This is a genomic window from Mesoflavibacter sp. CH_XMU1404-2, from assembly GCF_037029465.1.
Classification (GTDB): Bacteria; Bacteroidota; Bacteroidia; order Flavobacteriales; family Flavobacteriaceae; genus Mesoflavibacter.
In genome coordinates, this window is record NZ_JAYMEM010000005.1 from 99856 (window position 1) to 113076 (window position 13221).

The window sequence follows — 13221 nt, forward strand, 5'->3', positions numbered from 1 at the left end:
TTAGATATTAGATGTTAGATTTAAATCTAACTATATTTAATTTATTGTAAATTCTCTTTTTAATTTGCTTAATTGGTTTGCAATACTTGCGTTGTATTGTGTATCGCCAACTCTTAGGATGAAACCACCTAAAATGTCTTCATCTACTATATTTGTTATTGCTGTTTCTTTACCTGTAAGCTCTTTTACTTTTTCTAGTACTTTTTCTTCTAACTCTTTAGTTAAAGGTACTGCTGTAGTTACTTCTGCAATTTGATTTCCTTTTTGTTGCTCAAAAAGTGTTACATAACTAGAAGCTACTTCTGGTAATAGAGATGTACGCTTGTTAGCAATAAGTACATCTATCAAATTAACTGTTGCTTTGTTAGCGTTTTTAAAGATTTCTAACAATGCTGCTTTTTTAACAGATGAACGTATTACAGGACTGTAAAGCATATCTTTTAAATCTTTACTCTCAGCAACTGTATTTTTTATTAGCTCCATATCTGTGTTTACAGCATCTGCTGTATTATTATCTGTAGCTAAACTTAATACTGCTTTTGCGTAACGTATTGCTGCTCTTTCTCCTGCCATTTTTTGACTAGTTTAATTTAGCGTCTCCTAACATAGACTCAACTAATTCGACTTGTTTGTCTTTGTTAGATAATTCTTGACGTACTACTTTTTCTGCTATCTCTAAAGATAATCCAGCTACTTGACCTTTTAATTCTGCCATAGCAGATTTCTTTTCGCTTTCAATTGCTGCTTGCGCTTGCTCAATCATTTTGTTTGCTTGTTCTTGAGCTTCAGATTTTGCGTCTTCAATCATTTTGTTTTTAAGCTCACGTGCTTCTTTAAGCATAGCTTCGCGCTCTGCACGTGCTTCTTTTAATAACTTATCGTTATCTGCTTGAAGGTTTTGCATTTCTAACTTAGCATTTTCTGCTGCATCTAATGCATTTTGGATACCTTCTTCTCTTTTTTCTACTGCATCAAGAATTGGCTTCCATGCAAACTTTCTTAAAAGTAAGACTAATCCAACAAATAATACTAGTTGCCAGAAAAATAGTCCAATTGAAAACTCGTTAATTAACTTGTCCATTTATATCTATAGTTTTTTAATAAATATTTTTTAGTTTAAAAAACAGCTTTAACCAACCGTTAAAGCTGTTTTTATGTTTTTAAGCTGCGAATAACGCTGCGAATCCAATACCTTCAATAAGTGCTGCTGCAATAAGCATAGCAGTTTGGATTTTTCCTGAAGCTTCTGGTTGACGTGCAATAGCATCCATTGCTTGTCCACCGATTCTACCAATACCTAAACCAGCACCGATAACGATCAAACCAGCTCCTACGAAATTTAAACCTGTCATAATATATATATTAAAAATTAAACATTCTTATTTTAGTGGTCGTGGTGTTCTTCTACCGCAGAACCAAAGTATAGTGCAGATAACATTGTAAAAATATACGCTTGTAATGCTGCAACTAATAATTCTAATAATGATAAAGCAAATGCTAAACCAAATGATAATGAACTACCTAACCAGTTTTTAAATATAAACATTAAACCTATGATACTCATTAATACGATGTGTCCTGCGGTAATATTTGCATAAAGACGAATCATTAATGAAAAAGGTTTAATAATTGTTCCTAATAATTCTATTGGTGCTAAAATAATTTTCATTGGAACTGGCACACCAGGCATCCAGAAAATATGTCCCCAATAATTTTTATTAGCTGTAAATGTTGTTAAAAGATAAGTAATTAAAGCTAACGCTAAAGTTACTGCTATGTTATTTGTAACGTTTACTCCTAAAGGCGTTAATCCTAATAAATTTATAATCCAAACAAAGAAAAATACAGTTAATAGATATGGCATATACCTTTTGTATTTCTTTTTTCCAATATTTGGAAGTGCTATATCATCTCTAATGTAAAGTATAATTGGCTCTAAAAATCTACCCATACCTTTTGGCATGCTTCCCGTTTTATATTTTTTAGCCATACGACTAAACATAAAAAACATTAATAAGCCTACAATAAAAATTGTAAATACGTTTTTAGTGATCGAAAAATCTAAAGGCTTAGTATTTGTTGGATGATCGTGATCGTCTAAGTTAATTGTTCCTTCTGCATCGGTTTTGTAAATTTTACCGTGAAAAGATTTGTAGTAGTTACCATTAACTTCTGCTACAGCTTCTCCATGATGTAATTTTGATGAAGAAAACACCTGTAAACCATTATCCCAAAGAATTACAGGTAACGGAAATCCAATATATTTATGCTCTCCACTATCTGTTGTATATGACGTCAAGCTAAAATCATGAGAGTCAAGTAAGTGATGATTAATGTATTCTTTAATTTCAGTTTTTATACTTTTATCTACGTGCTCTTCAGTATATTCTTGAGCAAAAGAAAAAGATGATACAAAAAGTAATAGTAAACTAATTGTTTTTATAGAAATAATATTTTGCATATCACTTATTATAAATAGTGGCTTAAAAATCGGTGCAAAGGTATGCTTTTATATCAAAATCAAAAAACAAAATTTAATATTATTTAATAGGCTTATAATTAGGCTTTAATATTTATCTAAATTATTTAAAAATTTGGCTAAAATTATACACTCTATCGTTAGGCAAATTGCATACGGAATAAAGAAGGTAAAAAACTCAGGCTTAGTCATATCACCATCCATTTTATATGATGGATAAAAAAGAAGAAAAAAGAATACAAACTTTAATAAACTAGCTGCCATAAATATAAAACCTAATTGGTCTTTTAGTTTCTTTTTTAAAAGAAATAAAAGCACAATTACGCCACAGGCTAATAAATAATTTATGATGTATGAATAAATAATTTGTCTACTTGTAATTTCGGTATCAATATTTTTGTTGATATAAACATGTATTACAAAAAATACCAAAGCAACGAGACTTAGCTTTAGACAATTATTTATTATCCATTTAAGTGTCAAGGATTAAGTTTTTTGATTTGCCTTAAAGTTGCATAAAGAGAAATAGCTACTCCTGCTAAAGTACATATTATTAAAAAGGTTTTACCTGATTCTGTATATTTAGAGTCTAACCACTTACCAAGTAAAACAAACAAATAAATAGTCACACCCATTTGTATTGCAATACCCGTTAATGCAGCAAGTTGCTTAAGCTGTTTTTTGGGTTTTTGAGGTTCCATTTATATCTTTTACAGAAGATTTCATCTCACAAGTTACGTTAAATGTAGCTCCTGGTTCTACAGCTAATTTTTCGGTAATAACGTCGCCTTCAATATGCGCTGTAGACTTTAATGTTAATGTGCCGCTAAGCTCTAAAGTTCCAGTAAGTTTTCCTTCAAAATAAGCATTACTACATGATAGTTTTCCAGAGATTTCGCCGTCTTTTCCTACTACAACTTTTCCTGGTGTTTGTATGTTTCCTTCAATAATTCCATCCACTCGTAAGTCACCTTCACTAATAAAATCGCCTACAATTTTTGTTCCTTTTGCTATTATATTTTGGATAGAAATATGTTCTTGATTTTTGCTCTTCTTCATAATTTAGGGGAGATTATTGATTTGCTATATATGTATCTAAGTTTTTGTGTATTTGTATAATCTGGTAATTTTCTTGCGAAATTCCAAAAAATGGTCTTGCTATTTTCTTTTTATCCTTTTCTTCTACTATATCTGCAAAGCCTTTTGCACCATCTATACTTTTTATACCGTGTACTACTAAAAACGTTTTGTCTTTGTTATAAACATCTATAGACGTTGATAAATCATAATATGTTATTTTTTCAATGACTTTATCTAATGTTTCTTTAAATTCTTTGATATCTTCTGTTTGGTTGCTTTCAAACTGATACACTACTTTAAAGTTTTTAGAAATATCGTTTGGCACAAATGCCTGACTATCTAAAGATTGTAAGCTATTTACTAAATCTTGAGCTTTTTTACCTTCTTCGGTATTGGCGTAATCTAATGCTATTTGGTTTAAGGCATCCATGTAAGCTGTGTAACCATTTAATCTACCGTTTGCTGTTGCTTTTAGTAATTCAAATTTTGGCACAATTGGATCGCCGTCAAAGTAGTTTATATATTGGTCACTATCTTCTATAACAGATTGATATTGTTGCTCTTCAAGTTTTTTATAGGTTTGCTCGTAAAGATTTTCTGGGCTTCTTTCATTGTCTGCAACTGCTTGATTTGGATTCTGTAAAATAAAGGCATATCTAGAATCTGGATAATTACTTATTATATCTTGCTTAGTAATTTCAGCTTCATTTGTTTGTCCTAAAATTTCATAGATTTTATACAGATTATATTTTGAAGGTAATATTAAACGTTCTTCTGGAGCACTTTTTAAAAGCGTTTTAAATTTAGTTTTTGAAAGCTCGTATTCTTTAAACTTCTCTTTATAAATTAAACCTAATTGATAGTAAGCATAGTTTCTATCTTTCATTATACTATCAATTTCTTTATCTGTGCTTGGTAATTGTTTTAAATAATAATCTGGAGAGAATTTTTCGTTTTCAGAACTATTTTCTCCTGCAGAAGCAATTGCGTCTTGATTAGCAAATCCACTTCTACCGTTTGTTGACCAACGCCAATTATCTTCATTACTTCTTTCTCCCCAAAGTTGATCAAATTGGTTTTTACCGTAAGCTACAGTTTCTTGATTATAAAAATAGAAACTTGCTGCGTTACCTGCTGGCGAAGCACCACGTGGTGGACCAAAACCGCTTTTAGTATCTGGAGTATTTTGTTGAAAATCTTTTATGCGCTTTTCGGTTTCTAAACGCTCTTGCTCTTCTTCGGCTTTAGCTTTTAATTTATCTGTATATTCTACAAAAAACTGTTCTCTTTCTGCTATTGGCATAGCAACTAACTTTAAAATACTATCGTTAGTTTCTGCAATACCTTCGTAAAAGATAACATCTTCTAAATTTTCGTTTTTCTTTTTAATTACACGGTATGGTTTACTGTTTTCTACCATATTGATTAAAGTACTGTCGTAATAGGCACCAGCTAGTTTATACTCTGTATTGTCAAAATAGTAATTACCTAAAGTTTCGTAGTTTTTGGCTACTAAAATTTTGTCTTTAGAGTTGGTGCGAAGTGATTTATTGTAATATGCTATTGCTAAAGAATCGAATTTATTTTCTAAATGAAACTCGGCAATTTGATAATAAATTTTATCTAAAAACGGACGGTTTTCACGATTTTCTTCAAGCTTAGTTAGATGTTCTAAAAATTCAATTTTATTACCGTTTTCATAATCGAAATTTTTAGCTTTTTCCACTTCAGCAGCAATAAGATATTGACGTGGTATTTTTCTGTTTAAATCAATAACCTCATCAAAAGCTATGTTTGCGCTATCTTTATCTTCTAAAGCATTGTAAAGCTGACCTTTTATAAAGTTGAAACGACCTTTTTCTTCATTCTTTTTTGTAGCTTTAGACGCTGTTTTTATATGCACAATTGCACTATCTAACTGCTCTAAATTAATATAAGCTTGTGCCAAAGTAGATGTGGCATCTGCAAGTTGTTGGTCTTCTAGATCTTCTTGTTCTAATAGGCGTTTAAGGTTTTCAATAGCAATTTCGTTATTTTCTAATCGCATATTGGTTTTTTCTCGCCATACTTTTGCTGTGTTGATTTTATCAGAATCGCCATAACTTGATAAAATTTTATTAAAAGCGTTTAAGGCTGGTACAAAACGTTGGTCAAAATAACGGGCTTGACCCAATAGCAAATAAGCTTCATCTATTTGTGGATTGTGCTCTTTACCTTGAATATTCATACCGTGTTTTTGAACGGCTTTTACTGCTTTTTCTTCAGCTTTTGTAAAATCAGAATTTTTGGATTGACCTGGTAAAACAACTTCATCTGTAACTTGCATACGCTCTACAGGAAGTATTTCCCAATAATTATCAAAATAAGTGGCATTAAGACTATTACGTCCTTGCTCTAACGCGTTGTAACCGTTAAATAACGTATTATATTCTGCGGTTACTGCGTGAAAATTACGACTTATAAAACTGTCTTTTTTACGAGAGCAGCTGGTAATTGTTAGCGCAATGACCGTAATGGCTAAACTTATTTTAAATGCTATTTTCAATGCGGTTGTATTTTGTGTAATACATAACTGATTACATGCTATTTTATTATATTATTTTGCATGTAAGAGCGTAAAAATAAGCATCTTTTTTGAAATAACTTAACGCAAGGCAATTTACCAAGAAAAAACTATAAGATATTACACTTCTGCTGTGCCAGAAAAGTGCGCCTCTAATTCTTTTAAAGTGGCTTCGCTAGTTTTTATATCTTTTACTATTTGACCTTTTTCTAAAACCACTATACGCTCGCATACATCGGTAACGTGCAATAAATCATGACTTGACACTAATACAGTTACACCTTGCTTTTCGGCTAAATCTTTTATGATTTGTTTTAACCTAATTTGCGTTGTTGGGTCTAAGTTTGCAAAAGGCTCATCAAGAATAATTACTTCTGGATTACCAATTAATGCTGCGACAATTCCTGCTTTTTTCTGGTTTCCTTTACTTAAATCGCGTAAATATTTTTTCTGATTTAATATTTCACCATGAAAAAAGTCTTCAAACTGCGCTAATAAATTGTCTACGTCTTGTTTGTTTTGTCCGCGTAAATCACCAATAAAATAAAAATATTCTTCTGGTGTTAGGTAGCCAATTAAGAAGCTTTCGTCTATAAATGCAGAGGTAAACGGTTTCCAGTCTTCACTTTTATTAACGATTACTCCGTTATTTTCTATTTGACCAGTTGTTGGTTGTATTAAATCAAGAAGTAAACTAAAATAGGTGGTTTTTCCTGCTCCGTTATTTCCTACTAATCCAAAACTTTGTCCTTTTGGAATTTCTAAAGTTGAAATATTTAAAACTTCTTTACTGCTATATTTTTTTGAAAGGTTTGTTGTCTTTATCATGATTAAAAGTGAATTAAGGTTAGTTGTCTTGACTAAAAGCGTCAATCATTTTATATTTAGAATCAAGGTATTTTTTTGTGATTAGTTTCATTAACTTTTGATGAAACACAATACCTATTAAACCTAAAAAGGCTAGTGCAAAAAGACCGACTTGAAAATTGATAAAAAATGAAGTCAAGCCAAAAATTGCTGCTGGTAAGATTAATAATGGTATACCAATAATCCATTGTACTGCGCCAGTACCTTGATAGTTAAAAGCAGCACGTTGGTTAAGATCTATTTTTTTACGGTTAAAACTTCCGCCAAGCATAATCACATAGCTATTAACACCAATATTATAAATAGCTGCCGCAAAGTGCGCTGCTAAAATTTTCCATCCAAAATACACATACGGAATACTAAGCACAAACATTATGATCACGCTTAAAATCATTAATGTGTATTTAGATTTTAGGTACTGCTCGTATTTAATGTTTTGGCTCATTAGCATTTTGTAATAGCCACTATCCCAAGCTGGAATAAATTGGCCGAAATTGATTAAGAAAATACCAGTTACAAAAATACCTACAAAACCAAATATCATTGGTGAATCTTGAAATTGTGGATTAGGATAGAAGAATAATCCATAAAGCAAACCAACAACTAAAATAAATACTGAAGATTTTGGTCTTTTATTACGCCATATTAAACGTAAGTCTAATTGCATAAAAGGAGCAATGTCTCCGAAGTTTTTTGTCCAACCAAGATTAGAAGTATTAACTTCTTTAACTTTAGCTTTAAGCGAATGATCTAAATACAGTTTTTGTCTTAAGATTTTGAAATTAAACCAATAACAAATACCCAAAATCGCAACTAAAATTAATAAGTAAATTGGATGATTAGCAATAGCTAAAATAGCTGTAGACAGCAATCCTGAAATATCTAGAATTTCAAAATAATTTAAAGCAAAAAGACCACCTGCAACTACGATTATTGGTAGAAAAGATAACTCGGTTTCTGACGAGACACTTTCAATAATAAAATTTAAAAAGTTGCTAATTAAAGAGATTAGTACCATAGCAATTACCCAAGTAATTACTATCGATTTGGAGTAACCTTCAAAAGCTAAAACAATACTAAAAGGTATTGTTGCAAAAAGTGGTAAAAAATTAAAAAAAGACAAAGCCGATTTCCCTAAAACGTAGTTAACTACAGTGTTTCTTTTAATTGGAAGTGTAAGTAGCGGCTTAACACTCATTACTGGTAGTTTCTGAAAGAAAAAACGAATCAAAAGCTCCATTAAAACCCAATAGAATATAGCTTTGTTTACAATTATAAAAGGATCTTGATCAGGAAACGCTTTTTTAAGACCAGGGTAAAGGCTTACACCTAAAGCTAAAAAAGTAACTATAAAATAAAGAGCAAAAAAGCCCATTAAAATTTTTAGCGCTAAGCTTTTTCCGAAACTAGCAGAACGAAAAAACTGCTTCCACTCTAAACTTATAAATTTGCTTATCATAGATTAGTATTTTGGTTTGGTTTTATGTATTGGTAGCTAAATTTACGGATTTGTTACAAGCTGTATTCTGGATAGGTTGTTTTTAGTATCTTTTCTGCTTTGTCTGGTATAACTCTAAAGCTTATATAATTAACTAAATATAAGAGTGTAAAAATTGCTGCAGTTAATAGAACTAATTTGGTATTAGATATAAAAACATCACTCCACATTGAGATATTATAAAATTGAGATAAGAAAATTATACCAATACTTCCTGCTTGTTTAAAAATAAGCTCTTCTAATAACCACTTTTTGCTTGAAATCTCTTTTCTTTTTCTAAATTCTCTATTAAGCTGTATACTTCTATACATTGTCCAAATTGCTAATACACCAAATATTATAAAGAAAAAATATTTAGCATAACTTGTTTGAAGTAATGTAAAAAAAGTAACAAATAAAGTTGCAGTTATTATTATTTTTGGGATAGAAAACCATAATTTTAATTCTTTAAGTAAATATTTATAATATCGCTTATTCATTGCTTTTTGTCGTTGCTCTATCACATCCATAAAACCAAAAACACCAAATTTTTTAAAGGATTGGTCTCTTGCTTCTTCAAAAGACAACTTTGGGTTTTCTTGCCAAATAGATTCTATATCATTAGCTAAATGATCTACAAGCTCGGTTTGTAAGTCGTAATGATACACATAATGATTTCTTGTAAACGAATATAGGTTTTGTATTTGCTCTTTAGTTAGTTTCAAATTATTTAATCATTTTGTAATATTCTTGTATATCTTTCTTTTTCCTCAATAATACCATTAAACCCGATATATTAATTAATAACCCTATAAAAAAGTAAACTATAAAAATAATTGGCTGTTCAAGTAATGGCTCTTTAATAAGATTTGCAAAATATAAAAACAACGATGGCAAAGCCATAATGGAATACAGTGGTTGTGCTATTTGTAATTTTTTGAATTCTTTTTCATTATATGCTCTTTTAGCAAAACCTATAATGTTTATAGTAAAAATGGACAGCAGTATAGTTACATAACCGTTTTTTAACTGAGAAATATTTACAAATCCATAAACAATTAAAAAAATTAAAACATTGAAAAACAAAAGCTTTGGTACATAAAAAAACTTCGATAATTGTTTTAAAAGCAATCGTTGATAACTCCAATGTATGGATTTTTGTCTTTTAGTTTCAAAATCCTTAATAAAGTTAACTTTAGTTTTAAGAAAATCTTCTAAAAGAACATATTCGCTATTTTGCTCAAATTCTGTAGCTAAGTGGTCTGTTAATTCTAATCTAACATCAATAAATTTAATGTTTAGGTTTAGTAAAAAGCTTTCTATTTTTTGTATTTCTTCTCTACTTAACTTCTCCATATTATAAATATTTAAAATACAGCCTTTTTTGATTAGCATATATTTTCTTAGAAACATTTTCTATGGATAATGCGATTAAAAACATAACTAACCATATACAAATAAAAAATATATAGTTATTGCCTTTAATAAGGTCGTTTCTAAGGATAGAATATCCTAGGTTTAAGAAAATTACCATTGTATTTATTAAAGTTGAAAATTGAAGCATATGGCTTAATGTTAAACTTAAATTATTATTTAGTTTCTTTCTTTTGTAGGCATTAAAAAAGAATATTATTGCACAAATAAATAAGACACCTATAAGACTTGTAAAAAATAAATCTTTATCCTTTAGTCTTGTATACATCCCAAATAAAAAAAAAGTTATAACAACTGTAATTATAATTTTTGGCACTGTAAAAAAGGATTTAAAATATCTAAATACATCTTTAAAAAACTGTCTTTCTATTTGCTTTGTTTTTTCTAAAATTATTGGTTTAAATCCTTTGCTACCAAAGGATAATTTTGCTTGATATAAAGCTTCTTTAAAATCTAAATTTGGATTTTGGTTTAAGACACTTTCGGTTTTATACGTAAGGTGATCACTAATTCAACTTTTAAATCAAACCATTTAATCCCACTTTTTTGAACATATTGGTCTATATATTGTATTTCTTCTCTACTTAACTTTTTCATTACTCTAAACTAAAATTAGGGTTTACTAAAATTTGCATGGTCTTAATATACTCTTGTAATTCGTTTAGTTTATTAACCGTTTCTGTGTTTCCTTTTTCTGTAAGTTTATAGTATTTGCGCAGACGGTTATCTACCTTTTTTACCTCAACATCTAATAAACCGTCTGCTTCTAATTTATGTAATGCTGGGTATAAAGCGCCTTCGGTAATTTTAAGCTCGCCTTTAGTGATTTCTTTTACTTTTTGTGTGATCTCGTAACCATACATTTTATCACTTTCGTTTAAAAGCTTTAAAATAATTGTGATTAAACTACCTTTATATAATTTAGAATTTGCCATAAATCAAATATACATAATTTTCTTATGCATAATAAACTTAGGTATTAATTTTTTAATAATTATATGACTTTCCGTTTAGGCTTCATTATTTTTGTATAAAATTTAAAATTATGTCTCAATTCAATACGCTAAGTATTAAAGATATTACACGTCAAACTAACCAATGTGTTTCTATAACTTTTGACGTACCAAACCATTTAAAACAAGATTATCAATTTAAAGCTGGTCAATATATAACACTAAAAGCAGATTTAGACGGAAAAGAAGTAAGACGTGATTACTCATTGTGCGCTTCTCCGTCAAGCGGAAATCTTACCGTTGCTGTGAAAGAAGTAGAAAGCGGAACGTTTTCTAAATACGCCAATCAAGTATTAAAAGTTGGTGACACTTTAGAGGTAGCAAAACCACAAGGTCGTTTTACTTTTACACCTGACGCTTCAAAAAACAGAACTATTGCTGCGTTTGCTGCTGGTAGTGGTATTACACCTGTGTTAAGCATTTTAAAAACCGTTTTAGAAGAAGAGCCAAATAGTCAATTTGTGCTAGTTTATGGTAATAAAACTTTAAACGATACTATTTTCTTAAATGAACTTTTAGATATTCAACATCAATATAGCGACCGATTAACTATCCAGTTTGTGTATAGTCAATCACAAGAAAACAATGCGCTTTTTGGTCGTATCGAAAAAAGCACCGTTAACTTTATTGTAAAGAATAAATACAAACATGTAGATATTGACGCGTTTTATCTTTGTGGACCAGAAGGTATGATTAACACCGTAAAAGATGTGTTAGCAGAAAATAATATTGAAGACAATAAAGTGTTTTTTGAATTATTCTCAACAACGTCTGCTATTCCTGTAGAAGATGTTGAAGAAATCTCTGACGGAACAACATCTATCACAGTAATTGTAGATGATGAAGAAAAAACATTTACCATGTCACAGCAACAATCTGTTTTAGAAGCTGCTTTAGATCATGATTTAGATGCACCATATTCTTGTCAAGGTGGAATTTGTAGTAGTTGTTTAGCTAGAATAAAAGAAGGTAAAGCTACCATGCGTCAAAACAACATTTTAACAGATAACGAAGTAGCCGAAGGATTAGTTTTAACGTGTCAGGCACATCCTACAACATCAAAAATTGTCATTGATTATGATGATATATAGTATTTTATCGGATATTTAAGTGTTTAGTCGATTAATCAAACGTTTTCGTTCAATTTTTTTAATCTCTTCGATTAAACGTTTTAAATTAGCAAAAGATTATAATGCTACAAATGTGTTAGTTTAAGGGATAATATTAATATGAATTAGTAGTTAAAATCTGTAAGCCTCAAGAAATTGAGGCTTTTTTTATGCTCCTAAAATAAATTGAATTTTCTCTACAACTTCTTTTGGATGAATACTTCCTGCAACATCCATATAGTCTTCTGGGTATTTGTTACCATAAACAGAAGTTGGTATTTGAGTGTATTTTTCTCTATCAGGTAACAAATGAAAATCTTGTGGTTGATTAAACGCTGCAAAACCAGCATAAGGATGAGTTACGCCCCAAATTGTCAATACTTTTACGCCAAACATGGCTGCTAAATGTGCATTACCAGAGTCCATAGACAACATTAAGTCTAAGTTCGAAATTAAATGTAGCTCTTCTTCAAAACTCAATAAACCAGCAACGTTTATAACATTTTTAGAATTTGACAATTCACTTAATTGTTGCTGTTCTGCTTTAGCTCCAAATAAAAATATATTGTATTGCTCTTCTAAAGCATTAACAACGTTTTTCATTTGTGACAAAGGGTACATTTTTGAAGGATATTGAGCAAATGGTGCAATACCTATCCATTGTTTTTTTGATGGTTGTACTTGCTCTACAATTAACTTAGGAAGCGTTTTTCTTTCAGGAAACGTTGGGTTTGATAAATCTAAAGAATAGCCTAATTTTCTAAACACGTCGGCATATCTTTCGTGGGTAGATTTTAAGGGTTTAAAACTTTCATCATTTATTAATGCCTTTTTCTCTGCTCTTCCTTTGTCTATTTGTACAAACGTCTTTCTGAAAAAGAATAACTTTAAAATTTTGGTACGTAAAACGTTGTGCAAATCGGCTACTTTATCAATATTTAGCGCTTTTAGTTCTTTGTATAATTTATACAACCCAAAAACACCTTTATGCTTTTGTTTTTCGTCAAAAATAAAAACCGAAGTATTGGTTAAATGTTTAAAAAAAGGCGCAAAAAAAGGTCGCGTTAACACCGTTAACTTGACCTTTGGATGTTGTTGTGTTAATGCCCGTAACACAGGAACTGTCATAGCAACGTCGCCCATTGCAGAGAGACGTATAACTAAAATGTGTTGTGTTGTTTGCATTTCAACTTATAATT

At 30.1% G+C, this 13221-nt stretch carries 15 protein-coding genes; 1 reads left to right on the forward strand and 14 read right to left on the reverse strand.

Annotation, left to right across the window (positions count from 1 at the left end; genetic code table 11):
- Window positions 1–36: 36 nt before the first annotated feature.
- From atpH to WA327_RS03865, 13 genes are all read right to left on the reverse strand, one after another.
- Window positions 37–573 carry an ATP synthase F1 subunit delta gene (gene atpH / locus WA327_RS03805; protein WP_336066672.1) on the reverse strand — a complete coding sequence of 179 codons (537 nt, stop codon included), beginning with the start codon at window positions 571–573 and terminating at the stop codon, window positions 37–39.
- A 7-nt stretch (window positions 574–580) separates the two neighbouring features.
- Window positions 581–1081: a F0F1 ATP synthase subunit B gene (locus WA327_RS03810; RefSeq protein ID WP_336066675.1), complete on the reverse strand. Its 501-nt coding sequence runs from the start codon at window positions 1079–1081 to the stop codon at window positions 581–583.
- Window positions 1082–1160: 79 nt separating this feature from the next.
- The gene (gene atpE, locus WA327_RS03815) at window positions 1161–1352 is read right to left on the reverse strand and encodes an ATP synthase F0 subunit C (protein WP_298499142.1); all 192 of its coding nucleotides are present in this window, start codon (window positions 1350–1352) and stop codon (window positions 1161–1163) included.
- Window positions 1353–1384: 32 nt separating this feature from the next.
- On the reverse strand, window positions 1385–2461 hold the full coding sequence (atpB, locus tag WA327_RS03820; protein ID WP_336066680.1) for a F0F1 ATP synthase subunit A: 1077 nt from the start codon (window positions 2459–2461) through the stop codon (window positions 1385–1387).
- Between the two features lie 105 nt (window positions 2462–2566).
- Window positions 2567–2962 carry a DUF6168 family protein gene (locus WA327_RS03825; protein WP_336066681.1) on the reverse strand — a complete coding sequence of 132 codons (396 nt, stop codon included), beginning with the start codon at window positions 2960–2962 and terminating at the stop codon, window positions 2567–2569.
- Window positions 2959–3180 carry an AtpZ/AtpI family protein gene (locus WA327_RS03830; RefSeq protein ID WP_336066683.1) on the reverse strand — a complete coding sequence of 74 codons (222 nt, stop codon included), beginning with the start codon at window positions 3178–3180 and terminating at the stop codon, window positions 2959–2961. The genes WA327_RS03825 and WA327_RS03830 overlap by 4 nt, the downstream gene beginning before the upstream one ends.
- Window positions 3149–3538 (reverse strand): polymer-forming cytoskeletal protein, encoded by a 390-nt coding sequence (locus WA327_RS03835; RefSeq protein WP_336066684.1) that lies wholly within the window; start codon window positions 3536–3538, stop codon window positions 3149–3151. Before WA327_RS03835 ends, WA327_RS03830 begins: the two co-directional genes overlap by 32 nt.
- Window positions 3539–3551: 13 nt before the next feature.
- Entirely contained in the window at window positions 3552–6104 is a 2553-nt protein-coding gene (locus WA327_RS03840; RefSeq protein WP_336066686.1) for a tetratricopeptide repeat protein, read from the reverse strand.
- Between the two features lie 138 nt (window positions 6105–6242).
- Window positions 6243–6950 carry an ABC transporter ATP-binding protein gene (locus tag WA327_RS03845; protein WP_336066688.1) on the reverse strand — a complete coding sequence of 236 codons (708 nt, stop codon included), beginning with the start codon at window positions 6948–6950 and terminating at the stop codon, window positions 6243–6245.
- A 19-nt stretch (window positions 6951–6969) separates the two neighbouring features.
- Complete coding sequence (locus WA327_RS03850) at window positions 6970–8448, reverse strand: DUF5687 family protein (RefSeq protein ID WP_336066690.1); 1479 nt, start codon at window positions 8446–8448, stop codon at window positions 6970–6972.
- A 53-nt stretch (window positions 8449–8501) separates the two neighbouring features.
- Window positions 8502–9191, reverse strand: coding sequence for a hypothetical protein (locus WA327_RS03855; protein ID WP_336066692.1), 690 nt, complete (start codon window positions 9189–9191; stop codon window positions 8502–8504).
- 1 nt (window position 9192) lies between these two features.
- A complete protein-coding gene (locus WA327_RS03860; protein WP_336066694.1) occupies window positions 9193–9822 on the reverse strand; it encodes a hypothetical protein in 630 nt (209 codons plus the stop codon).
- Window positions 9823–10496: 674 nt separating this feature from the next.
- Window positions 10497–10835: a helix-turn-helix transcriptional regulator gene (locus WA327_RS03865; protein ID WP_336066695.1), complete on the reverse strand. Its 339-nt coding sequence runs from the start codon at window positions 10833–10835 to the stop codon at window positions 10497–10499.
- Window positions 10836–10945: 110 nt separating this feature from the next.
- Between WA327_RS03865 and WA327_RS03870 the strand changes: the two genes are divergently transcribed.
- Complete coding sequence (locus WA327_RS03870) at window positions 10946–12004, forward strand: ferredoxin--NADP reductase (protein WP_336066696.1); 1059 nt, start codon at window positions 10946–10948, stop codon at window positions 12002–12004.
- Window positions 12005–12190: 186 nt separating this feature from the next.
- Here WA327_RS03870 and WA327_RS03875 read toward each other — a convergent pair whose 3' ends face one another.
- Window positions 12191–13207 carry a glycosyltransferase family 9 protein gene (locus WA327_RS03875; RefSeq protein ID WP_336066699.1) on the reverse strand — a complete coding sequence of 339 codons (1017 nt, stop codon included), beginning with the start codon at window positions 13205–13207 and terminating at the stop codon, window positions 12191–12193.
- Between the last annotated feature and the right edge of the window lie 14 nt (window positions 13208–13221).

Coding starts and splice junctions, on each gene's coding strand:
- atpH (WP_336066672.1), bottom strand. CDS start 573: ATGGCAGGAGAAAGAGCAGCAATACGTTACGCAAAAGCAGTATTAAGT.
- WA327_RS03810 (WP_336066675.1), bottom strand. CDS start 1,081: ATGGACAAGTTAATTAACGAGTTTTCAATTGGACTATTTTTCTGGCAA.
- atpE (WP_298499142.1), bottom strand. CDS start 1,352: ATGACAGGTTTAAATTTCGTAGGAGCTGGTTTGATCGTTATCGGTGCT.
- atpB (WP_336066680.1), bottom strand. CDS start 2,461: ATGCAAAATATTATTTCTATAAAAACAATTAGTTTACTATTACTTTTT.
- WA327_RS03830 (WP_336066683.1), bottom strand. CDS start 3,180: ATGGAACCTCAAAAACCCAAAAAACAGCTTAAGCAACTTGCTGCATTA.
- WA327_RS03835 (WP_336066684.1), bottom strand. CDS start 3,538: ATGAAGAAGAGCAAAAATCAAGAACATATTTCTATCCAAAATATAATA.
- WA327_RS03845 (WP_336066688.1), bottom strand. CDS start 6,950: ATGATAAAGACAACAAACCTTTCAAAAAAATATAGCAGTAAAGAAGTT.
- WA327_RS03850 (WP_336066690.1), bottom strand. CDS start 8,448: ATGATAAGCAAATTTATAAGTTTAGAGTGGAAGCAGTTTTTTCGTTCT.
- WA327_RS03860 (WP_336066694.1), bottom strand. CDS start 9,822: ATGGAGAAGTTAAGTAGAGAAGAAATACAAAAAATAGAAAGCTTTTTA.
- WA327_RS03865 (WP_336066695.1), bottom strand. CDS start 10,835: ATGGCAAATTCTAAATTATATAAAGGTAGTTTAATCACAATTATTTTA.
- WA327_RS03870 (WP_336066696.1), top strand. CDS start 10,946: ATGTCTCAATTCAATACGCTAAGTATTAAAGATATTACACGTCAAACT.
- WA327_RS03875 (WP_336066699.1), bottom strand. CDS start 13,207: ATGCAAACAACACAACACATTTTAGTTATACGTCTCTCTGCAATGGGC.